The sequence below is a fragment of the Citrobacter sp. C1 genome (assembly GCF_014596895.2).
Taxonomy (GTDB): Bacteria; Pseudomonadota; Gammaproteobacteria; order Enterobacterales; family Enterobacteriaceae; genus Citrobacter; species Citrobacter gillenii.
The window spans coordinates 3,456,593-3,479,668 of sequence record NZ_CP115035.1 but is presented as its reverse complement, the minus strand read 5'-3'; the positions used below and the strand labels follow the sequence as shown (position 1 = coordinate 3,479,668).

Genomic DNA, 23,076 nt, shown 5'->3' with positions numbered 1-23,076 from the left:
GGCCGTCCCCTCAATCCAGCCGACGTTTGGTTTTAAGCCACGTCAGACCAATAAACATCACCGCCGAAGCGATTAAAAACAGCACGTTGATGATCAACACTACCGGAATATTTCCCGCCAGAAACAGGCTTTGCAGGGTGCTGACGAAATAACGTGCGGGAATGATATACGTCACCGCGCGAATAATGGCGGGCATGCTGTCTATCTGGAAGATAAAGCCCGACAGCATAATAGATGGCAGGAAAGCGGCGTTGAGCGCCACCTGCGCGGCATTAAACTGGTTGCGGGTGATGGTGGAGATCAGTAATCCCATGCCAAGCGTACTGAGCAGAAACAGGCTGGTGATAAAAAACAGGATCAGCAGAGAACCGCGATAGGGCACGCCAAGAATAAACACCGACACCAGCATACACAGCAGCATCGCCAGCATGCCGAGAAAATAATAGGGGATCAGTTTACACAGCAGCAATTCGACGCGGGTGACTTCGGTCGACAGCAGCGCTTCCATGGTACCGCGCTCCCATTCACGTGCGACCACTAATGAGGTCAGGATCGCGCCGATGACCGTCATAATAATGGTCACCGCTCCTGGAATAATAAAATGCTGGCTGATCGCCGCCGGGTTGAACCAGTAGCGGGTCTGTACGTCGATCAGCGGTTCAAACGAATCGCCGCGGTCTTCTGCCCGCTGCTTTTGCCAAATCTGCCAGATGCCTTCTACATAGCCTTGCACAAAGTTGGCCGTGTTCGGTTCGCTGCCATCGGTGATCACCTGAATGGGCGCAATATCGTTTGGCCGCGCCATCTGCTGGGCAAAATCCACCGGGATCACCACCAGTCCGCGAATACGCCCGGCCTGCATTTTCTCAACTAACTCCTGGCGGTTGTCGCTGATGGTGGCGTCAATATACGGCGAGCCGGTCATGGTATGGGTAAAATCCAGCGCCTCTTCGCTCTGTTGCTCGAGCAAAATCCCCACCCGCAGCTTGCTGGAATCGAGGTTAATCCCGTAGCCGAAGATAAACAGCAACAGTAATGGGATCACCACGGCAATCAGCCAGCTACTGGGATCGCGCACGATCTGCCGCGTTTCTTTAATGCACAGCGCGCGCACGCGTCGCCATGAAAGCGCGTGATTACTCATGTGCGTGCTCCTTATCCCAGTCATTGATAAGCGTGATAAACGCCTGCTCCATAGTCGGGTCCGGCGTGTCGTTATCGGCCGCCTGCGCTTTCAGGTCGTCCGGCGTGCCGCTGGCGATTAGCTTACCGCGGTACACCAGCCCGATACGGTCGCAATATTCCGCCTCGTCCATAAAGTGGGTAGTGACCATCACCGTCACACCTTTTTCTACCATGCTGTTGATATGCAGCCAGAACTCGCGACGGGTGAGGGGATCAACCCCGGAGGTCGGTTCATCGAGGAACAGGATGTCGGGTTCATGCATCAGCGAACAGGCCAGCGCCAGACGCTGCTTAAAGCCTAGCGGCAGTTCGTCGGTGGCATGAGAGGCTATGCTCTTCAGGCCGAACGCCTCGCTCATACGATCGATTTTTTCTTTCTGTGCGCGTCCGCGCAGGCCGTAGACGCCGGAGAAAAAGCGCAGATTCTGCTCCACCGTCAGGTTACCGTACAGGGAGAATTTCTGCGCCATATAACCCAGATGCTGGCGTGCTTTTCCGGAACTGACCTTCAGGTCCATGTCCAGCACCAGCGCTTTACCTGAGGTGGGAACCAGCAGGCCGCACATCATTTTAAACGTGGTCGATTTACCCGCCCCGTTGGGGCCTAACAGGCCAAAAATCTCACCGCGTTGGACGGCAAAATCCACATGGTCGGTGGCGGCAAAATCACCGAATTTTTTGGTCAGCGCTTTGGCTTCAATCACCGTTTCACCGGCGGTACCTTCTACGGTGTGCAGGATAGCGCCCAGCGGCGATTCAGAGGTTCCCGCGCCGCCGAGTAAATCGATAAACGCATCTTCAAAGCGCGGCGCTGTACTGGTGATGGTGATTTCCGGCATGCCTTCAGCTTTGCGAATATCGTCCGCCGTGGCCGCTTTTTTCAGAATCAGGCGCACGGATTTCCCCTGAATCATGCCGTCGCTGACCTGCGGTAACTTGAGCGCGCGTTGTAGCAGTTTGCGGTTATTTTCCTGCGGGCTGCTCATTAAAAAACTGCGCCCGGCCATGGTTTGCGTCAGCTGAGTCGGATCGCCTTGATAGAGCAATTCACCTTCGTTCATCAGCAGCACATCGCGGCACTGCTCGGCCTCGTCCAGATACGAGGTGCTCCAGAGGATCAACATGCCATCCCCGGCCAGTTCATGCACCATTTGCCACAATTCGCGGCGGGATATTGGGTCTACGCCCACGCCGGGCTCATCCAGCAGCAGCACTTTGGGTTCGCCGACCAGCGTACAGGCAAGACCCAGTTTCTGCTTCATGCCGCCGGAGAGTTTCCCCGCCAGACGTCCGGTAAACGGCCCCAGCGAGGTAAACTCCAGCAGACGGGCAAAGGTTTTCTCCCGCGCTTCACCGGTAACGCTGCGTAAATCGGCATAGAGATTGAGGTTCTCCATGACGGTCAAATCTTCATACAGGCCGAATTTCTGTGGCATATAGCCCAGCACCGCATGTAGGGCGCTGTCGTTGATAATGGGGTCAAAGCCAATCACCGTCGCGCTGCCGCCGTCCGGCTTCAACAGGCCCGCCAGCATCCGCATCAGCGTGGTTTTCCCTGCGCCGTCGGGACCTACCAGACCGGTGACATAGCCTGCGTGAATCGTGCAGTCGAGCGGGGCGACCGCCGGTTTTTCCATCCCGGCAAAACGCTTAACCAGCCCGTTGAGGGTAATGACTGCGTCATTCATGCCGCGCCTCGTCACCGAACTTCACCGTCACCGGCATTCCCTGACGCAGCGCGTCGTCGGCATCGGTCACGACAATACGCAGGCGGTAGACCAGGTCGGTACGCAGGTCCGGGGTCTCTACCGTTTTCGGTGTAAACTCTGCTGTTGGCGACACAAAGCCGATTTTGCCGTGGTACGGTTTGTCCGGGCGGCCATCGGTATAAAGCAGAATTTCACGTCCTGGCTGCGCCTGGCTCAGATTGCGTTCGTCCACATAGGCGCGGACCCACACCGGCCGGGTAAGCGACAGCGTCAGCACCGTGCCGCCCGCGTTCAGCATACTGCCGGGCTCGACCGCACGGGTAAGCAGTGTGCCGTCAGACGGGGAGGTCAGCGTGGTGTCATGCAAATCGAGTTCAGCCTGCGCCAGCTGCGCCTGAGCCTGTTCGAGCGTCGCTTTCGCCTGGGCTATATCCTGCGGTCGATTACCGCTGCGGTATTGACTGAGTTTGTCCTGCGCGGATTTCAGCGTTGCCAGCGCCTGGTCGCGTGAAGAACGGGCGTTTTCCAGATCGTTGGCTGAGATAGTGCGGCTTTTCCATAATCCGAGCTGGCGATTATAAAAGTTCTGCGCGTAGTCATACGCTGCCTGGGCCTGCTTCACGGCCGCCGCGGTTTGTGCGATTTCTTCTTCACGATACCCGGCCAGCATCAGGTCGTACTGCGCCTGCGCGGCGGCAACGTTAGCCTTCGCCTGCATCAGCGCGTTTTCGTAGGGGGCGTGGTCCAGTTCGCCCAGTACCTGACCGGCAGTAATCGCATCACCTTCGTCAACCGCCAGCGAGGCCAGCCTGCCGCCCACGCGAAAACTTAAATTGACGCTGCGGATATCGACGTTGCCGTACAGGGTCAGGCCGTTATCTTGTTGGCTTTGATACCACCACGTTCCACCAGCAATCACGGCAACGAGGGCCGCGATAACCAGCCCGAGAACGACAGGTTTTTTCATGACTCCAGACTCCTTTGCGTTAAACCTTGCAGAATAAGATCGATGTGACAGGTGATCGTGTGTTCAATTAGCGCGGTTTTATCCGCATCAAATTGTGACCAACCCGTGCGCAACAGAATAGTTTCTTTACCCAAACGGAAGGCCAGCACTTCACCCAATATGGCGTGGGTATGCAGGATCATTTGGGTGTCATTGGCATCGCGACCCGTATAAGCGGCAATTAAGCGGGTCAGGTGGCTATGCAGCGGGTTGATCACCTGGTCATGCACCAACTGATAGGCTGCAGTGGGGGAGAGCTGTTCGCGCGAAATAAATTTGCTCAGGTTAACCGTGTCATCCTGGGTTAACAGCATGATCATGTTTTTGCAGGCACGCAGGATCAGTTCGCGCATGGCGGCCCGATCCGGCTCGGGTTGGGTAAACAGACGCTCGGCTTCTTCAGCATGAGGGCGAAACTGTGAACCTATAAAATCCGCGATCCACTGGGCGCAGGCGAGATATAAATCCTCTTTTGAACCAAAATAGTAGGTAATTGCGGCGATGTTTTGTCCGGCCTGAGCGGCAATATCGCGCGTAGTGGCATGCAGTCCGTACTCACCAAATTGTGCGAGCGCGGCGGCAATCAGCTGGTTCTTTGCCTGTTCACCTTTAGTTGTCATGGTGGATGTATTCATGGCATGCCTAAATTATTAATCAATCGATTGATTAAGATTATGACTGATTTCTGCACTTGTCTAGTCTGGTGGTTTATTTTGTTTTTCGCGGCTGGCGGGATAATTTATGCGGTACATCACAAAAACTGCTACACTCCGCCCCTTCATGACATTGTGGTTTTTGTCATCTCTTTTGCGAGTATCGTCCTGAAAACGACACCGGTAACGGTCAGGGCGGTTCGGAGTAGTTATGTCTTTTGATTCCCTTGGTTTAGATCCTGAAATCTTGCGCGCCGTTGCCGAGCAGGGTTACCGTGAACCTACCCCTATTCAGCAGCAGGCAATCCCCGCCGTGCTGGAAGGCCGTGATCTGATGGCCAGCGCCCAGACCGGCACGGGGAAAACGGCAGGTTTTACCCTGCCGCTGTTACAACACCTCATTACCCATCAGCCGCATGGCAAAAGCCGTCGTCCGGTGCGTGCGCTGATCCTGACGCCAACCCGCGAGCTGGCGGCACAAATTGGTGAAAACGTCCGCGATTACAGCAAGTATCTGAACGTTCGCTCGCTGGTGGTTTTCGGCGGCGTAAGCATTAACCCGCAGATGATGAAACTGCGCAGTGGCGTAGATGTGCTGGTGGCAACGCCGGGCCGTTTGCTCGATCTGGAACATCAAAACGCGGTGAAACTGGATCAGGTTGAGATCCTGGTACTGGATGAAGCGGACCGTATGCTGGATATGGGCTTTATCCATGATATTCGTCGCGTACTGGCTAAACTGCCCGCTAAACGTCAAAACCTGCTGTTCTCCGCAACGTTTTCTGACGACATTAAGTCGCTGGCAGAAAAACTGCTGCATAACCCGCTGGAAATTGAAGTTGCGCGTCGTAATACCGCGTCTGAGCAGGTCAGCCAGCTCGTTCACTTTGTGGATAAAAAACGTAAACGTGAATTGCTGTCACAGATGATTGGCCAGGGTAACTGGCAGCAGGTGCTGGTCTTTACCCGTACCAAACATGGTGCCAACCACCTGGCAGAACAGCTGAATAAAGACGGTATTCGCAGCGCGGCGATCCACGGTAATAAATCGCAGGGTGCGCGTACGCGTGCGCTGGCCGATTTTAAATCCGGCGATATTCGCGTGCTGGTGGCGACCGACATCGCGGCTCGCGGGCTCGACATTGAAGAGCTGCCGCACGTGGTGAACTATGAGCTGCCAAACGTCCCGGAAGACTATGTTCACCGCATCGGACGTACCGGTCGTGCTGCGGCTACCGGTGAAGCGCTGTCTCTGGTGTGTGTTGATGAGCACAAGCTGCTGCATGACATCGAAAAACTGCTGAAAAAAGAGATCCCGCGTATTGCGGTTGATGGCTATGCGCCGGACCCGTCGATTAAAGCCGAGCCAATCCAGAACGGACGCCAGCAGCGTGGCGGCGGCGGTGGTCGTGGGCAAGGTGGAGCAGGCCGTGGTCAGCAGCCGCGTCGCCAGGACGGTGGTGCGCCAAAAGCGAAACCGCGTAACAGTGAAGGCAAACCGGCAGGCGACAAACCGCGTCCACCGCGTCGTCCTCGCAGACCGTCTTCTGCACAGTAATTGCGAGCCCGGCCGAATAGCCGGGCTTTTTTTTTGCGACGCGTATCAGAAAGTGCCACAATAGTGGCTGTTTATACAGTATTTCAGGTTTTCTCATGGCATTAACCGCAGCGTTGAAAGCGCAAATTGCCGCCTGGTATAAGGCGCTTCAGGAACAGATCCCCGACTTTATCCCCCGTGCACCGCAGCGGCAGATGATTGCTGATGTCGCGAAAACGCTGGCTGGGGAAGATGGGCGACATCTGGCTATCGAAGCGCCGACCGGCGTCGGGAAAACGCTGTCCTATTTAATTCCGGGGATTGCCATTGCCCGTGAAGAACAAAAGACGCTGGTGGTCAGTACCGCCAACGTCGCGTTGCAGGATCAGATCTACAGTAAAGACCTGCCGCTGCTGCGCAAAATTATCCCTGATCTGCGATTTACCGCCGCGTTTGGGCGAGGGCGCTATGTCTGCCCGCGTAATTTAGCGGCCTTGGCCAGTACCGAACCCAATCAGCAGGATTTGCTGGCGTTTCTCGACGATGATCTGACGCCCAACAACCAGGAAGAACAAAAACGTTGCGCCAGGCTCAAAGGCGACCTCGACACTTACAAATGGGATGGGTTGCGTGATCACACCGATATCGCCATTGATGACGGGCTCTGGCAGCGCCTGAGCACCGATAAAGCCAGCTGCCTGAATCGTAACTGTCATTACTACCGTGAATGCCCATTTTTTGTTGCCCGCCGTGAGATCCAGGAAGCCGAAGTGGTGGTGGCAAACCACGCGTTAGTGATGGCGGCCATGGAGAGCGAAGCGGTGTTACCGGAACCGAAAAATTTGCTGCTGGTGCTTGATGAAGGCCACCATCTGCCGGACGTCGCGCGCGATGCGCTGGAAATGAGTGCCGAGATTACCGCGCCCTGGTATCGGCTGCAGCTGGATTTATTCAGCAAACTCGTGGCGACCTGCCTGGAGCAGTTTCGCCCGAAAACCACGCCGCCGCTGGCTAATCCAGAGCGCCTGAACGCCCACTGTGAAGAGTTGTATGAGCTGATCGCCTCACTAAACAATATCCTCAATCTGTACCTGCCCGCCACGCAGGAAGCCGAACACCGCTTTGCAATGGGCGAGCTGCCTGCGGAAGTGATGGAGATTTGTCAGCGTCTGGCGAAGCTCACCGAGATGCTACGCGGTCTGGCGGAACTGTTCCTCAACGATCTCAGCGAAAAAACCGGCAGCCACGATATCGTTCGTCTGCATCGGGTTATTTTGCAGATGAACCGGGCGCTGGGTATGTTTGAAGCGCAAAGTAAACTGTGGCGGCTGGCTTCGCTGGCGCAGTCATCAGGCGCGCCGGTGACCAAATGGGTGACGCGTGACGTGCGTGACGGACAGATGCATGTCTGGTTTCACTGCGTGGGGATCCGCGTCAGCGATCAGCTTGAACGCCTGCTGTGGCGCAGCGTGCCGCATATTATCGTCACCTCTGCCACCTTACGCTCGCTCAACAGTTTCTCGCGCCTGCAGGAGATGAGCGGCCTGAAAGAAAAAGCAGGGGACCGTTTTGTTGCGCTGGACTCGCCGTTTAATCATGTCGAGCAAGGCAAAATTGTCATTCCGCAGATGCGTTACGAACCGTTGATGGAGAACGAAGAGCAGCATATTGCCGAAATGGCGGCTTATTTCCGCGAACAGGTGGAAAGTAAAAAACATCAGGGCATGCTGGTGCTCTTTGCCAGCGGTCGGGCAATGCAGCGTTTTCTTGAGCACGTAACCGATCTGCGTCTGCTGTTGCTGGTGCAGGGCGATCAGCCGCGCTACCGACTGGTGGAACTGCACCGCAAGCGGGTGCAAAACGGTGAGCGTAGCGTGCTGGTTGGGCTGCAGTCTTTTGCCGAAGGCCTCGATTTGAAAGGCGACCTGTTGACCCAGGTTCATATTCACAAAATTGCGTTTCCGCCCATCGACAGCCCGGTGGTGGTGACTGAGGGCGAATGGCTGAAAAGCCTGAATCGCTATCCCTTTGAGGTGCAGAGTTTACCTGCGGCATCGTTCAATTTGATTCAGCAGGTTGGGCGACTCATTCGTAGTCACGGTTGCTGGGGCGAAGTGGTGATTTACGATAAGCGTTTATTGACCAAAAACTATGGTCAGCGTTTACTGAATGCGTTACCCATATTTCCGATAGAGCAACCTGGTGTGCCAGACGTTATAGTAAAACCAAAAGAACAAGCGAAACCCACACGCCGCCGTCGGCGTTAACGATGTGAGCAACAGGCAAGGAGTTATCGATGGATTACCGCAAAATCATCAAAGAGATTGGGCGAGGTAAAAATCACGCGCGTGACCTGGACCAGGATACCGCTCGTGGACTGTATACCCACATGTTAAACGGCGACGTGCCTGACCTTGAGATGGGCGGCGTACTGATTGCGCTGCGTATTAAAGGGGAAGGTGAGGCAGAAATGCTGGGCTTTTATGAGGCGATGCAAAACCATACCCTTCGCCTGACGCCGCCCGTTGCCAAACCGATGCCTATCGTCATTCCCAGCTACAACGGTGCGCGCAAGCAGGCTAACCTGACGCCGTTGCTGGCTATTTTGCTGCATAAGCTGGGTTTCCCGGTCGTGGTGCACGGGGTGAGCGAAGATCCAACCCGCGTGCTGACGGAAACCATTTTTGACCTGATGGGGATTGCACCTACCCTGCATGCCGGACAGGCACAGGCGAAACTTGAGGGACATGAGCCGGTGTTTATCCCAGTGAGCGCGCTGTGCCCGCCGCTGGAGAAACAGCTGGCGATGCGCTGGCGGATGGGCGTACGCAACAGTGCGCATACGCTCGCGAAATTAGCCACGCCGTTTGCTGAAGATGCCGCACTGCGTCTTGCCAGCGTTTCGCACCCGGAGTACGTGTCGCGGGTAGCGAAATTCTTTGGTGATATCGGCGGGCGCGGCCTGCTAATGCACGGCACGGAAGGGGAGGTGTACGCCAACCCACAGCGTTGCCCGCAGATCAGCCTGATAGACCATTCTGGTGTACGAGTGCTGCAGGACCGCCAGAGCGAGATGCCTGACGAGCCAGTGCCGCTGCCGGTGGCAAAAGATCCGGAAACCACCGCGCGCTGGATAGAGCGTTGTCTGGCCGGTAGTGAGCCGGTACCGGCCTCGTTGAGGATTCAGATGGCCTGCTGCCTGGTGGCAACCGGCGAAGTCGCTACGCTGGCTGAAGGATTTACCCGCGTCGACCAGTGCTTCTGATGTGCTCATCACCCGGCGGGCCTGTTCTACAGGTCCGCCCGTTCCCGCCTTTTCTGCTATTCCTGCTATTCCTGCTATTTCTGCAATGTGAAATTTCTGCACGTTTATTGACCTCCTGAGCGTCGTGGCGCAGCATAGTTTGTTGAAAAATAAGAAACACAACAAACACGCAACATAACAGGAGATAACCATGAACAGTGGACACCGCTTTCATGCGCCTACGCTGCACGGCTTTATTCAGGCCGTTTTTCGTCAGATGGGCAGCGAAGAGCAGGAAGCGCGCTTAGTTGCCGATCATCTGATCGCCGCGAACCTTGCCGGGCACGATTCTCACGGCATTGGCATGATCCCAAGCTATGTTCGTTCCTTTTCGCAGGGACATTTGCAGCTAAACCGCCACGCGAAAGTGGTGAAAGACGCAGGGGCGGTGGTAACGCTTGACGGCGACAGTGCGTTTGGTCAGGTTGCGGCACATGAAGCTATCACGCTGGGAATCGAGAAAGCCCGTCAGTTCGGTATTGCCGCGGTGGCGCTACACAATTCCCATCACATCGGACGCATTGGCTATTGGGCAGAGCAATGTGCAGCCGCAGGCTTTGTTTCCGTTCACTTTGTGAATGTGGTCGGCATCCCGATGGTTGCGCCTTTTCAGGGGCGTGACAGCCGGTTTGGCACTAACCCTTTCTGCGCCGTGTTTCCGCGTAAGAATGATTTCCCCCTGCTGCTGGACTATGCGACCAGCGCCATTGCTTTTGGCAAAACGCGCGTTGCGTGGCATAAGTGTGAGCCAGTGGCGCCAGGATGTCTGATTGATGCTGACGGCGTTCCGACTACCGATCCTGCCGTGATGCAGATGTCTCCGCTGGGCTCGCTGCTTACCTTCGCTCAGCATAAAGGCTATGCGCTGGCGGCAATGTGCGAAATTCTGGGCGGTGCGCTTTCCGGGGGGAAAACTACGCACGAAGACAGTTTGCAGGACAGCGCTGACGCCATCATTAACTGCATGACGACGATCATTCTAAACCCGGAATTATTTGGCGCGCCGGATTGTGACCATCAGGTCGCCGCATTTGCGAAATGGGTCAAAGCGTCGCCGCATGGCGAGGACGCCCCGGTTCTGCTACCGGGTGAGTGGGAAGTGAATACGCGTGAGGCGCGACTGGCGCAGGGCATCCCGCTGGATTTAGGAAGCTGGCAGGCAATTTGTGAGGCCGCGCAGTACGTGGGGATGCCGGAGACGGTGTTGCAAGAATTCCGTCATCGGTTGGAACAGTAAGCAAAAAAAAGCCCGTCCAGTGGACGGGCAAACAAAGGGTAACAAACAGGGTCAATGAGGGTTGGAGCATTGGGTCTTGCAGGTAATTCGTCGGTTATTTGTAGATAACCGCAGTGCCGCTCATTTTGTCTTTGCCGACAGCGGACGTAATGCTGTAGCCACTTGCACCTGCAGCGGCAGCTTTTTCAGCCAGTTTGGCTTCCAGGCCGTCCAGCGTGCTGGCGCCATCAGCAGATACCACGCCCACTTTATTCATGCTCTGTGCCTGAGTGGAAGTAACAGGCTCGGCAGCGAAAGCGCCAAATGACAGGGTAGACAGGGCGATGGCAGCAACAGCATATTTGATATTTTTCATGATTAATCTCTCGCAGGTTATTCTGTTAGTCAGTGTTTTGTTCGGTAGACGTTGTTTTGTCGATGTGAGAAGTATCACGTTTTTTTAGGTGAGAGAAAATCGAATAGAATTGACGACATCAATCAAAAAAATTGAATGACAAATAACTTATTGAATATTAATAAATTCGGAAGGCGGATTTACAGTTCTTGTCATTGCGATTTACAGAGCCAGCGACAACGGCACATTTTGCTACACTCATCGCGAAAAACCGTGCTCGTAAAGGAAATCGTATGCGCTGAAACTTTTGGTAAAGAAGGGTCAACGTAGCTGGCTGTCTTTCGATCCTCTACGATTATATCCTGAGTATGAGGTGTTATGTGAATCTTTATCCTGCTGGCAGGCGATGCATAAATGTACCCCAGGTACCGCCTCGCGCCGGGCCTGAGGGATAGGATTGCCACATTCTTCGCATTCATACAGGCTTTCACCCGTGGGTAACTCACCACGGGCGCGGGCGACAGCATCTTCAATAGTATTGTTGATCTGTTCGTTCACTGCGTCGTCATTTGCCCATCCGGATGCCATAGCCCCTCCGTACATTCAGTTTGTATAATAATTATAGTGAATGATATGGATGAAAAACGAACGCACAAGCGCACCGTCAGATTTCAGACCATTCGCGCAGCAGATTATGGTAGAGATTGAGCAGCGATGGGATCTCGGCGCTTTCACCGTGGCGTGCCTTCAGGGACTGGATGTTCTTATCCAATTCAAAGAGCATGGCGCGTTTTTTATCGTCACGGATCATCGACTGGATCCACATAAACGACGCTATACGAACGCCGCGCGTCACCGGTGTAACGCAATGCAGACTGCTGGAAGGGTAGAGCACCAGGTCGCCAGCCGGGAGTTTGACCGCATGCTGACCGTAAGTGTCATTGACCCGCAACTCTCCCCCCTCATAGCTGTCGGGGTCACTTAAGAATAATGTGGCGGAAAGGTCGGTACGCATCCAGCCGCTTTCCGGGTGGCTACGCACCGCGCCATCAACGTGAAAGCCGTAGGTCTCTGCGTTCTGATAACGATTGAACAACGGCGCGGAGATTGTTTTTGGCAATGCTGCAGCAAAGAACAGCGCGCTGCTGTTCACGGCGGCCAGCACCTCTTTATGTAACGCAACATAGCGCTCGCTCTGCGTATCAATCTGCTGGTTATTTTTGACCTGCGCGCCCTGAGCGCCGGTGGTGGCGCGGCCATCTATCCACTCGGCTGAATCCAACTGTTCGCGAAACCAGGCAACGTCCTGCGGCGATAAGACGCCTGGAATGTGGTACATCATCAGTGTTTCTCCTGAAAGTGGGGCTTGCGCCCCACGTGATACATCAGAAATGCATATTGGCGGTGAGCAGGAAGGTTCTCGGCTCACCCGGATGGTAACGGTATCCACTCTTGTTGATCGAGGAGACATAATCGGTGTCAAACAGGTTATAGACGTTAAGCTGGAAATCGAGGTTGCGGTTTACGCGATATCCCAGTTTGGCATCCGCGACCCAGTAGCTCTCGGTAAAGGATGGCGTGCCCACCGCGCCGTCCGCGCCGCGATGCATACTGCCCACGTAGCGTGCGCCTGCGCCAACGGAGATATCATCCGTGGCCTGATACTGACTCCACAGGGTGAATGCATGTTCCGGGGTATACGGCAGAGAGGATGAACCATCCTGGGTGACATCTTTGCCGTTATGGACCGTGGCACGCTGTTGGGTATAGCCGCCAATCACCTGCCATGCCGGGGTGATGTTGCCGGCAACCGACAGTTCGTACCCTTCAACGCGTTTCTCCCCATACTGGGAATAGGTACCGTCGTCGTTCTGCTCGACCTCGTTCTCAATGTCGGTGCGGAAAATCGCGGCGGTTAACAGCAGGCGCTTGTCCAGTACTTCCCATTTGGTGCCAATTTCGCTGGTCTTTGCTTTTTGCGGTTTAAAATCGGTACGGTTGGCGCTGTTGCCGGTACCGCTCTGGGCGAGGGCAAAATTGCTGCCACCCGGCGGTTGCTGAGAGACCGCATAGTTAATGTAAATGTTGCCGTTATCTGTCAGATGATAAAGCGCACCCGCTTTCCAGTTCACCAGATTACCAGACTTAGCGGTATCGACGGTGGTGACCGGCGATCCTTTGGCTACGCCTGCCGGGCAAGCGACAGCACCGCGCCCGGACGCACCGCATGCAGTGGCGCTGTCATACTCGGTGCGGTAGTTATCGAGACGAATGCCGCCGTTCAGCTCAAACTCACGGGTAATTTGCAAGGTGTCGAATGCATAAATGCCGAAGGTGTCGGTCTGGCCGTTGGCGTTGGCACCGTTACGGTTTAATCCACCCACGCTGACGTTGCTGTTGGGATGGTAAATATTCACCGGCGGTGGCGTGATCGGCACTACGCCGTAGTTGGTCTGCGTTTCACGCGTAAACTCTACGCCGGTGCTGATGTCATGGCCAATGGCGCCGGTATAAAATTTTGAGGTCAGGTTGGTCTGGTTGGTGAGGATTTTGTTGCTGACATCTTTGGTATTGGCCAGACGCGACCAGGTCCAGGTGTCTACGCTGCTGGTTGGCTGCGTGATATTTGACGCGCCGCCCATCACCGCCGTCATCAGGTAATCTTGTTTGACTCGTGACCAGCGCGTGGTATTGCGCACGGTGGTGCTGTCGCTCAGATCATGCTCAAAGCGCATCGTCGCGGTATCGGTCGTCGAGTCGTCGTAATCCGAATCGGTGCCATAGAAATTATGCGTATCCACTTTCCCGGAATGATTCAGGGCAGACGTTCCCGCAGAAGGCGCAGAGTAGCCCGGCAGACCGATGGTGGGAACACCTCCGTCCGGCGTGTTGTGCTGGGTGACGTGAAAATAGTTCAGATACAAACGATTTTCGGTGCCTAAACCAAAGGCGACCGACGGGGCCACGCCGTAACGTTCATTTTTAACGTTATCGCGTCCGGCATCGTGCGTCTTTTCGCCCATCAGGTTTAACCGTGCGGCGGTGGTCTCGCCAATGACTTGATTGATGTCCAGCGTACCGCGGCGGAACCAGGCGCTGCCGACGCTGGCAGAGGCATCAATGCCCGAGTCAGTGCGCGGTTGCTTGCTGATCATGTTGATTGAGCCGGTCGGCGCGCTGCGGCCATAATCGGTACCGGAAGGACCTTTAATCACTTCAACTTGTTCGGTATTGAAGGTATCGCGCGTCACGCTGCCAATATCGCGAACGCCGTCGATGTAAATGCTGTTCGACGTATCGGCCCCACGCATATAAATCGCGTCACCGGTGGTGGAGTTGCCGTTTTCACCGGCGAAAAATGCGCCTACGCCCGGCACGTTCTTTAGGGCATCGGTCAGATTTGTTGCCCCTTGATCCTTAATGACCTGCTCAGAAATCACCGTCATGGTGCGCGTCGTATCAGCAACAGGACGGGAGAATTTCGGATCGGCAGAGTGGGTGGGGGCGTACAGCGACGGTTTGGCGGCTTCTACGACCAGCGTATCTTCTTGTTTCTTATCCTGATCGCCTGCAGCGACTGCCTGAGCGACCGGAGACAGGCCGATGCACAGACCGGCAAAAAAGGTGAGTGAATGGAAACTACTGGACGGCAGGTTGCGATTTTTATCCATGTTAATGAGTAGCTTATTATTTTTTGAGTAGAAGGTTTCACTCGTGCGAAGGGACATCTCTTTGGATGTTACGCCTGCAGGTCTCGCCGTAATGAAATGCGTAATTGATAATGATTTTGATAAGCATTATTAATCAGTGCGACTTTTTAGCATTCATTAATTCAAAAATAAATACATTTATTTACATTGGATTCAAAATTCCAACATGATGGTTACAAATTGTGCAGGGAGTACGGAGAGCAAAAAAGAAAACTGCATTCAGGACGAATGCAGTTAGGCTGAGGGAGATTACTTGTAGATAGTTGCGGTACCGTACATCTGATTTTTACCGCCAGCAGCATTAACCACAAAGCCTTTTGCGCCTTGCTCTTTCGCTTTTTCCGCCAGCTTGTCTTCAAGATCGGTCAGGCTTGACGCGCCGGTAGCCGACACGGTTCCGGAAGCCTGTAGCGGGCCGGTGGCAGGACTGGTGTTAGGCGGTGCAGCAAAAGACGCAAATGTCATGCCGGTGAGTACGGTAGCGGCAAGGAGTGTGAGGCATTTCTTCATAATGATATCCTCTGAGAAACAACGGGTAGTGCCTGATAAGTTTAGGACGTCATGGCCGGACGTTTACCGCAAAAAATTGATGGACAACTGAGTGTTTTTTGAACGATTTGTTTTGTGGAAATCCAGCACAAATTATCGATTTTCCGTGCCATGCGTGTTTACCGCGTGGCGTTATGCGGGTATCTTACGCCGCTGTTAATAGGAGAATGTTATGCCCCCCCAGAAACCGGGATTACACCCACGCAACCGCCACAATGGCCGTTACGATCTTGCCACGTTATGCCAGGTTACGCCCGAATTGACGCAATTCCTCACTATTACGCCAGGCGGCGAGCAGAGCGTTGATTTTGCTAACCCATTGGCTGTGAAGGCGCTGAATAAAGCCCTGCTGGCGCATTACTATGCGGTGGCTAATTGGGATATTCCGCAAGGTTACCTGTGCCCACCGGTACCGGGTCGGGCGGATTACATTCATCATCTGGCCGATCTGTTGGGCGAAACGACGGGAACTATCCCGGCGAATGCGAGCGTGCTGGACGTCGGCGTTGGGGCAAACTGTATTTATCCGCTGATTGGCGTGCACGAATATGGCTGGCGGTTTACCGGCAGTGAGACCAGCCAGGAAGCATTGAGTAGCGCACTGGCGATCGTTAACGGCAATCCGGGGTTAACCCGTGCTATTCGCCTGCGCCGTCAGAAAGATTTGTCGTCTATCTTCAACGGAATTATTCATAAGAATGAACAGTTCGAAGCGACACTGTGCAATCCGCCGTTCCATGATTCAGCGGCTTCTGCCCGCGCCGGAAGTGAGCGTAAACGTCGTAACCTGGGACAGGACAAAGACGATGCGCTGAACTTTGGTGGGAAACAGGAGGAGCTCTGGTGTGAAGGTGGCGAAGTGGCGTTTATCAAAAAAATGATCGCCGAAAGCCAGGCCTTTGGTCGCCAGGTGATGTGGTTCACCACGCTGGTTTCACGCGGTGAAAATCTGCCACCGCTGTACCACGCCCTGACGGATGTGGGTGCGGTGAAAGTGGTCAAAAAAGAAATGGCCCAGGGGCAAAAGCACAGCCGCTTTATTGCCTGGACCTTTATGGATAACGATCAGCGTCGCCGTTTTATGGCGCGTCAGCGCTAAATCGTCGGTTCTGTCGGCGGCAGCGGATCGGCTGCTGCCGTGGGGCCATTCACCGGTGCGGGCAAAACCTGGTAGGTCTGTACCGGCGCGCGCACGTTGGCCAAATCAAAGTATTTTTTCACCTGACTGTCGAGCGCAAAGCGTACCGCCCACTGCTTCAGCGGTAAGGTGGTGAACGACACCCGCAGCGTAAACGCCGTATTGGTTAACCCGACAATGCCCGCGAATGACGGCTCGCCAATAATGAATCCGCGAATATCTTCACGCTCCATCACCGCCGTAACGGCATCCTTCAACGCCTGATTGGCTTTATCGGCATCCTCATGGCGGTCTACGTCGTAATTGGCGACCACCGATCCAATACCCCGTACAAAGTTGGCGAAGGTGGTTATCGATGACCACGGGATAATATGGTACGCCCCGGTGTCCTGGCGCACACCGACTGAGCGAATCGACATGCGTTCAACCGTGCCGGTTAGCGGACCGATGGTGACCAAATCACCGGTGTTCATGCCATTTTCAAACTGGATAAAGATCCCGGTAATAATATCTTTTACCAGCGTCTGCGAGCCGAAGGAGATAGCCAGCCCCAACGCGCCCGCGCCTGCCAGTAACGGGGCAATATTGACCCCAATTTCCGACAACACGATCATGATAGTGATGGTGCTGATAATCACCGCCAGCGCGTTGCGAAACAGTGTCAACAGTGTACGGGTACGTGCGCTGGGCAGGGGCCGGCCGTGGATATCCGAGGTCAGGCGGTTTTCAATCAGGCTGGCGAGCAGGGTCCAGCCGATAGCGGAGAAGAATAAAATCAGCGCGATACGGATCAGAATATCCACCGTTTTTTCTCCCGCGCCGTAATGCAGCCAGTTCCAGAAGTCGAACAGCCCCCAGGCGTTGAGCAGCAACATGATGGCGACACAGACCGTCAGGATCCGCGCGATGCTTAACGCCGTCGACAGCCAACCATTCAGGCGTTTTTGCAATTCCGGATAACTGCGCTGGGTGTGTGGTGAAAGCGTAATGGTTTTGGCGATCCAGCGGGAAAACATACCAGAAATAAAGGCGGCGATGCCGATAATCACCAGGCTGCGCAGCGTTGCTCCCATCATAAACTTCAGGCTGTTGCCCGGATCAAACAGCGAGAAGAAAAACAGCACGATGAAATAGGCGCTGGCCAGCCAGTGCCAAACCAGCGCAAAGGCGCGGATAAACAGGCTGAAAAAAGCCAGCGACCTTTCTGCCAGACTCTGCAAATGCTCGGTGATCTCTTTCTTGTTCCTGAAGATCAGATACAGCGCCCACAGCGTAATGCACAGCATGATGATGACGTTAGCCATGGCGCCAACCTGTACATTGACCTGATTCGAGACGATGGGCACCACCACGATCAGCCCGTAGCCAATCAGGCTGCTGAGTGAGCTCAGGCGACGATTCCAGTAGCGTGCGCTTGCAGTCTGAATGTTGAACGGACGCAACTCGGCTACTGTCGGGCAAAATATCAGGCGTAAAATGGCCTTAAAGAACTCAATCAACGCGAAGGCATTAAGAAACAAACTTTGCTGGAAAGCGATAGTGCGGCTGCCGGCGTTCATGCGATCGCTTAAGATCTGCCCAACAAACAGCGTCAGGGCCAGCAGCAATAAATCGATGATGAACGCGCCAATAATCATGGCGGGAAGCTGTAGCCAGTTGCTGCGGTCACGATTTTTTTGCCGCGCCCATTGCCCCATTTTGCGATACAGCGGCAACGCACATAAGCGTACCAACCAGTAAAATCCGAACACGGATACCGCCAGCATAAAAAAGTGAGTCAGGGCATTGGTGAACGATTGCGGATTAAAAGTTTTGTGCGGAGCGTCGGTGATATTGCGATAAAGCTGGGCGAATCGGCTGGAGAGAGCTTCCCCGTAGTGGCGACTGACATCGGTCACGTTCTCGAGTACCGTTTTTTCTTCCGTCAGCGTGGGAGGGACGATAGTGGGGACCGGTTCAGGAGGCGGCGTTGCCGCTACTTTACGCAGTTGACCTATCAACTCCTGGCGTGAGGCATTATTCTCCAGCACGTCTGCCAGGGCACCGTAGGCGGCTTTTTTTTGCTCAACGTCAGGTTCAGCAGCGGGCTCCGCTGGCGGGCTGGCGGAGGCGGTGGACGTTACGCCGGGTATCGTGACCGCCTGAACGGGGACGCTCAGTAGAAAAAAACAGATGAATAAGATCCACCGCATGACTCCTCCCATGAGAAACAAACACAAAAGGATAAGTATAGATGCCCGGACGGGAGGGTCATGAAATCAGAACATTCTGGGGGAGAACCTCCCTTCGGGGAGAAGGGAGGTGTCAGCATCAGGAAACGTGCTGTAAAAATTCCTGCAGACGCTGGCTGGGCGGATTTTCAATCAAGGTTTGCGGATTACCGTCTTCGGCAATACGGCCCTTATCAATGAAGATCAGGCGTGAGGCCACTTTTTCGGCAAAGCCGATTTCGTGGGTCACAATCACCATCGTCATACCTTCTTCCGCCAGATCCTGCATGACTTTCAGCACTTCGTGACGCAGTTCCGGGTCAAGGGCTGAGGTCGGCTCATCAAACAGCATCATTTTTGGCTTCACCGCCAGCGCACGGGCGATCGCCACACGCTGTTGCTGGCCGCCTGAAAGCTCAGAAGGGTAGTGATGCGCACGCTCGGCGAGGCCCACTTTAGCCAGTAACTCTTTGGCCTGTTTCTCAGCCTGATCTTTCTTCGCCCCGCGCACGCGCAGCGGCCCAAACATGACATTTTCCAGTGCTGTCAGGTGTGGGAACAGATAGAACTGCTGGAATACCATCCCGGCTTCCTGGCGAATTAACCGCTCGTCGACCTTCGGATCGTTGACCTTCAGACCATCGACAATCAGTTCGCCGGAGGTTATCTCTTCCAGCTTGTTAATGCAGCGCAGCAGGGTCGACTTACCGGAGCCGGAAGGCCCGATAATCACCACGACTTCGCCCTGACCAATATTCAGATCGATGTTATGCAGCACCTGGGTAGGACCAAAATGCTTAGAGACGTTTTTAAATTCAATCACAGGATTTTCATCCTTCTTTCCAGACGACGCAGAACGAAGCTCAGCACCAGCGTAATAATCAGATAGAACACCGCAACGGCGCTCCAGATTTCCAGTGCGCGGAAGTTACCGGCAATGATTTCCTGACCCTGACGGGTCAGTTCAGCGACGCCAATGACAATAAACAGTGAGGTATCTTTAATGCTGATGATCCACTGGTTACCCAGCGGTGGCAGCATACGACGCAGCGCGAGCGGTAAAATGACGTGACGAATAGTCTCTGTGCGTGAGAGACCCAGCGCCAGCCCGGCTTCGCTGAAACCTTTATGAATTGAGAGCACTGCGCCACGGGTGATTTCCGCGATGTAGGCACCGGAGTTAATCATGATGGTGACGACGGCGGCGCTGAAAGGATCAATGCGTAAGTCGTTAAACGCCATCGGCAGGGCGAAGTAAATAAACATCACCTGCACAACAATGGGGGTGCCGCGGATGACTTCGATAAATACCAGCGCAACGTGGTTGGCTATCCAACCGCCGAAGGTACGTGCAAAACCTGCTGCCAGCCCGATTACCAGGCCGCCAGCCAGACCGAGGACCGAAATCCACAGGGTCATTTTGGCGCCTTCAATCAAGAGCGGAATGGCGGGCCAAATGGCACTCCAGTCAAACTGCATATGTCGTTCCTGTTACCGTGGTGTAAATATTCAAATGCCTGTTTTGCCGGATGCGCCAGGCTTATCCGGCCTACAGGTCTCAAATCTGCTGGTGTAGGCCCGGTAAGCTTCGCGCTACCGGGCAACATCGCGAGTTATTATTTAGGTTCAGTACCGAACCATTTTTTGTAGATTTCGTTGTATGTGCCGTTCTCTTTCAGCGTTTTCAGCGCGCCGTTCACTTTCTCACGCAGTTCGTCGCTGCCTTTCGGGAAGGCAATACCGTACTGTTGGGCTTCCAGAGAATCGCCTACGGCTTTGAACTGGCCGTTGCCCGCAGTTTTGATGAAGTAAAGAATGTTTGGTGTGTCGTGCAGGACGGCATCTGCGCGGTTAGTGCCCAGTTCCATATACGCGTTATCGATGTTCGGGAACTGACGCAGATCTTTGGTTTTGATGTTTGCTTTCGCGTAATCGACAGAACCGGTTCCGCCTTTAACCGCAACCACTTTGCCATCCAGATCTTTCACGCTTTTCACGTCGTTATTGTTAGCTTTAACCATCACTAACAGGCCGCTTTTGTAGTAGCCGTCAGAGAAGTCGATCGCTTTTTTACGTTCTTCGGTGATGGTGATACCTGCCAGCGCCAAATCGATATTTTTGGTTTGTAGCGCAGGGATGATGCCGCTGAAATCCATCGGTTTCAGTTCATAATCCAGCTTCAGCTCTTTGGCCACGGCAGCCCACAGATCCACATCAAAACCGACGTATTTGTCACCCTGCTTGAATTCAAACGGAACAAAAGCGGTGTCAGTTGCGACAACGAGTTTCTTATCCGCGGCATGAGAAGACACCGCAAAAGCCAGGGTAAGTGCAGCCAGTGAAACTTTTAATACAGACTTCATAGGATTTCCTTTTATATCCACGGGGCGATCCCCTGCGAGAACATATGTCTTAATGAAATAATCGTGCCAATTTTGCAACTTATTGTTTTAACAAGAAGGTGTTACGTTTTGCTGCACAATAAGTAGGGCAAAGTGGGCAGCCTGCACCGTTTCGGGGCACTCATTTGGTGCGTGAAGGGGGCGGCACAAACGGTATGACTATTTAGCGTAAAAATTGTTGATAAAACAATCTTTCGTTAACGATTGTGTGAGGTGATTATTACAAATATTTTACTTTACAGTGATAATCGATCAATGTTATGCACTAAAAAAGTGCAAAACCCCCGCCGGGGCGAGGGTTATATAGGAATTTCTTATCATGACCGTTATTCGATGTTGGCTTCGATAAACCACAAGAATTTGTCGAGATCGCGCGACGCAGCGGTGAAAATATCGGCGGTATCTTCATCTTTGGCTTCACTAATAGCTTTACGCACGCTGTTAGCGACCACGGCATAGCGTTCAGCCAGCTCTTTTAAGTGATCCTGCACGCTGTGAATATCCAGCGGGTAACTTTTCAGCGACGTTTTGCTGTTAATAACCTGCGTTGTCCCCAGCGCTACGCCACCTAACTGCACGGCGCGCTCGGCCATGGTGTCGAGGTGGTCGGTTAACGCGGTACGAAAGCCATCCAGCATTTCATGTACGGCAATAAAATTAGCGCCGCGCATGTTCCAGTGCGCTTGTTTGGTGATGAGTGACAGGTCGATGAACTGGATCACCTGCTGATTCAACAGCTCCACGGTCGCTTTCTTATCACTGTCGGATACATCGTTACGGGTATAAAGAAGGGGGGATGCTTTTGCTTTTACCAGTTTTGCGGTACTCATAATCTCATATCCTCTTGATATCTATGTTCCAGGTCATTCAACGAGAGTAAGTATAGACCTAAAATTAGTTTTAATTTTCTGGCCTTACCTATCACTTTAATAGTGAACAGGATGCGAAATATAAATATTCAATTGGATCATATGCATAAGTGCAATTGTAATCTGTTGTCAGCTATTTTTTCTGGATGTTTATATTCGTAGGAAATAGGAATTGAGAAACAATGGCGCTATAAGAATAATAATCACTGAGATAAACAAAAGGCTATTCTGCATGATTATGCAAACCATGCAGAATAACGGCAGGTTAATTCACGTCAAGTTGCTTAATTTGCGGCTCTTTACGGATGGTGAGCGTAGAGCCCATTGACGCGGCAATAATGGCTCCCAGCGCCAGCATTTGTACCATCGTCAGCGTTTCTCCGAGGAAGATCATGCCGGAAACAGCCGCCAGCGCAGGCTCCATGCTCATCAGCGTGCCAAAAGTGCGCGTAGGCAGGCGCGTTAAGGCGATCATTTCCAGCGAATAGGGCAGCGCCGTAGAGAGGACGGCGACCGCTAAGCCCAATGGCAGAATCGACCAGTGCCACAGCGCATCTCCGGCCTGAATCGCGCCCAGCGGCACGAAAATGATCGCTGCAATCAGCGACCCTACCGCCACGGTTGCCGGGCCATGCTCTTCACCAGCACGCTGGCCGGTAAGAATATAGACTGCCCAGCAGGCACCTGCGCCCAGCGCCAACGCGGCACCGGTTAAGTCGACGTGCGACACGTCCTGACCCAACGGCAGCAGGAACCAGAGCCCGAGTACGGCCAGTGCGACCCAAATGAAATCCACAGGGCGTCGGGAAGAGAACAGCGCGACTGCCAGCGGTCCGGTGAACTCCAGCGCCACGGCAATACCGAGCGGGACGGTCTGAATCGACAGGTAGAAGAGATAGTTCATCCCACCCAGCGACAGACCATAAAACAGCAGAGGAAGACGCTGCTCTTTGGCAAAGCGTAACCGCCAGGGTTTAAAGAATGCGATGAGGATTAGCGTTCCCAGTGCCAGACGTAGCGCGGTAACGCCTGGTGCGCCGACAACAGGGAATAGCGACTTCGCCAGTGATGCCCCGCTTTGTATAGAGGACATTGCAATCAGCAGAACCAAAATAGGTAACCAGACTGGCGTTTTACGTGACGACCCCAGCATCCTTTCTCCTGTCAATTTAAGTAAAAGAGCGAGTGTACTGGAAATACACGCAGGTGGTTGAGTATTCGTTGAAAAAAAAA

General features: G+C 53.9%; 20 protein-coding genes. 5 read left to right on the top strand and 15 right to left on the bottom strand.

Annotated features, from left to right (window positions below; genetic code table 11):
- Positions 1-10 precede the first annotated feature (10 nt).
- From IB214_RS16850 to cecR, 4 genes are read right to left on the bottom strand one after another with little or no spacing between them, the layout of a single operon-like run.
- A complete protein-coding gene (locus tag IB214_RS16850; RefSeq protein ID WP_117341669.1) occupies positions 11-1,144 on the bottom strand; it encodes an ABC transporter permease in 1,134 nt (377 codons plus the stop codon).
- Positions 1,137-2,873 carry an ATP-binding cassette domain-containing protein gene (locus IB214_RS16845; RefSeq protein ID WP_117341670.1) on the bottom strand — a complete coding sequence of 579 codons (1,737 nt, stop codon included), beginning with the start codon at positions 2,871-2,873 and terminating at the stop codon, positions 1,137-1,139. Before IB214_RS16845 ends, IB214_RS16850 begins: the two co-directional genes overlap by 8 nt.
- Positions 2,866-3,861 carry a secretion protein HlyD gene (hlyD, locus tag IB214_RS16840; protein ID WP_096757766.1) on the bottom strand — a complete coding sequence of 332 codons (996 nt, stop codon included), beginning with the start codon at positions 3,859-3,861 and terminating at the stop codon, positions 2,866-2,868. Before hlyD ends, IB214_RS16845 begins: the two co-directional genes overlap by 8 nt.
- Positions 3,858-4,535: a transcriptional regulator CecR gene (gene cecR, locus IB214_RS16835; protein WP_115258996.1), complete on the bottom strand. Its 678-nt coding sequence runs from the start codon at positions 4,533-4,535 to the stop codon at positions 3,858-3,860. The genes hlyD and cecR overlap by 4 nt, the downstream gene beginning before the upstream one ends.
- Before the next feature lie 229 nt (positions 4,536-4,764).
- Here cecR and rhlE point away from each other — a divergent pair, with 229 nt between their 5' ends.
- The 4 genes from rhlE (at position 4,765) to IB214_RS16815 (ending at position 10,631) form a co-directional block, all read left to right on the top strand.
- On the top strand, positions 4,765-6,111 hold the full coding sequence (rhlE, locus tag IB214_RS16830) for an ATP-dependent RNA helicase RhlE (protein ID WP_096757764.1): 1,347 nt from the start codon (positions 4,765-4,767) through the stop codon (positions 6,109-6,111).
- Between the two features lie 95 nt (positions 6,112-6,206).
- Positions 6,207-8,357 carry an ATP-dependent DNA helicase DinG gene (dinG, locus tag IB214_RS16825; RefSeq protein WP_117341671.1) on the top strand — a complete coding sequence of 717 codons (2,151 nt, stop codon included), beginning with the start codon at positions 6,207-6,209 and terminating at the stop codon, positions 8,355-8,357.
- A gap of 29 nt (positions 8,358-8,386) precedes the next feature.
- Positions 8,387-9,355 (top strand): DNA-binding protein YbiB, encoded by a 969-nt coding sequence (gene ybiB, locus IB214_RS16820; protein WP_117341672.1) that lies wholly within the window; start codon positions 8,387-8,389, stop codon positions 9,353-9,355.
- A 190-nt stretch (positions 9,356-9,545) separates the two neighbouring features.
- Positions 9,546-10,631, top strand: coding sequence for a malate/lactate/ureidoglycolate dehydrogenase (locus IB214_RS16815; protein ID WP_117341673.1), 1,086 nt, complete (start codon positions 9,546-9,548; stop codon positions 10,629-10,631).
- A gap of 94 nt (positions 10,632-10,725) precedes the next feature.
- Here the strand turns inward: IB214_RS16815 and ybiJ are convergent, their stop codons facing one another.
- From ybiJ to mcbA, 5 genes are all read right to left on the bottom strand, one after another.
- On the bottom strand, positions 10,726-10,986 hold the full coding sequence (gene ybiJ, locus IB214_RS16810) for a DUF1471 family protein YbiJ (protein ID WP_096757760.1): 261 nt from the start codon (positions 10,984-10,986) through the stop codon (positions 10,726-10,728).
- A gap of 300 nt (positions 10,987-11,286) precedes the next feature.
- Positions 11,287-11,553, bottom strand: coding sequence for a DksA/TraR family C4-type zinc finger protein (locus tag IB214_RS16805; protein WP_117341674.1), 267 nt, complete (start codon positions 11,551-11,553; stop codon positions 11,287-11,289).
- A 76-nt stretch (positions 11,554-11,629) separates the two neighbouring features.
- The gene (gene ybiX / locus IB214_RS16800) at positions 11,630-12,307 is read right to left on the bottom strand and encodes a PKHD-type hydroxylase YbiX (protein ID WP_117341675.1); all 678 of its coding nucleotides are present in this window, start codon (positions 12,305-12,307) and stop codon (positions 11,630-11,632) included.
- 43 nt (positions 12,308-12,350) lie between these two features.
- Complete coding sequence (locus IB214_RS16795; protein ID WP_117341963.1) at positions 12,351-14,636, bottom strand: catecholate siderophore receptor Fiu; 2,286 nt, start codon at positions 14,634-14,636, stop codon at positions 12,351-12,353.
- A gap of 288 nt (positions 14,637-14,924) precedes the next feature.
- On the bottom strand, positions 14,925-15,185 hold the full coding sequence (gene mcbA / locus IB214_RS16790; RefSeq protein ID WP_096757757.1) for a DUF1471 family periplasmic protein McbA: 261 nt from the start codon (positions 15,183-15,185) through the stop codon (positions 14,925-14,927).
- A gap of 211 nt (positions 15,186-15,396) precedes the next feature.
- Between mcbA and rlmF the strand changes: the two genes are divergently transcribed.
- Complete coding sequence (gene rlmF, locus IB214_RS16785) at positions 15,397-16,323, top strand: 23S rRNA (adenine(1618)-N(6))-methyltransferase RlmF (protein WP_096757756.1); 927 nt, start codon at positions 15,397-15,399, stop codon at positions 16,321-16,323.
- On the opposite strand, the gene ybiO is transcribed toward rlmF, so the two are convergent.
- The 6 genes from ybiO to rhtA form a co-directional block, all read right to left on the bottom strand.
- Entirely contained in the window at positions 16,320-18,554 is a 2,235-nt protein-coding gene (gene ybiO / locus IB214_RS16780) for a mechanosensitive channel protein (protein WP_117341676.1), read from the bottom strand. The two genes, rlmF and ybiO, sit on opposite strands and share 4 nt — an antisense overlap.
- A gap of 118 nt (positions 18,555-18,672) precedes the next feature.
- Entirely contained in the window at positions 18,673-19,395 is a 723-nt protein-coding gene (gene glnQ / locus IB214_RS16775) for a glutamine ABC transporter ATP-binding protein GlnQ (protein ID WP_115258988.1), read from the bottom strand.
- The gene (gene glnP, locus IB214_RS16770) at positions 19,392-20,051 is read right to left on the bottom strand and encodes a glutamine ABC transporter permease GlnP (RefSeq protein WP_096757753.1); all 660 of its coding nucleotides are present in this window, start codon (positions 20,049-20,051) and stop codon (positions 19,392-19,394) included. Before glnP ends, glnQ begins: the two co-directional genes overlap by 4 nt.
- 137 nt (positions 20,052-20,188) lie before the next feature.
- Positions 20,189-20,935, bottom strand: coding sequence for a glutamine ABC transporter substrate-binding protein GlnH (glnH, locus tag IB214_RS16765; RefSeq protein WP_096757752.1), 747 nt, complete (start codon positions 20,933-20,935; stop codon positions 20,189-20,191).
- A 365-nt stretch (positions 20,936-21,300) separates the two neighbouring features.
- Positions 21,301-21,804, bottom strand: a complete 504-nt coding sequence (gene dps / locus IB214_RS16760) for a DNA starvation/stationary phase protection protein Dps (protein WP_117341677.1) — start codon at positions 21,802-21,804, stop codon at positions 21,301-21,303.
- A gap of 304 nt (positions 21,805-22,108) precedes the next feature.
- Complete coding sequence (gene rhtA, locus IB214_RS16755; protein WP_096757750.1) at positions 22,109-22,996, bottom strand: threonine/homoserine exporter RhtA; 888 nt, start codon at positions 22,994-22,996, stop codon at positions 22,109-22,111.
- Positions 22,997-23,076: the final 80 nt, after the last annotated feature.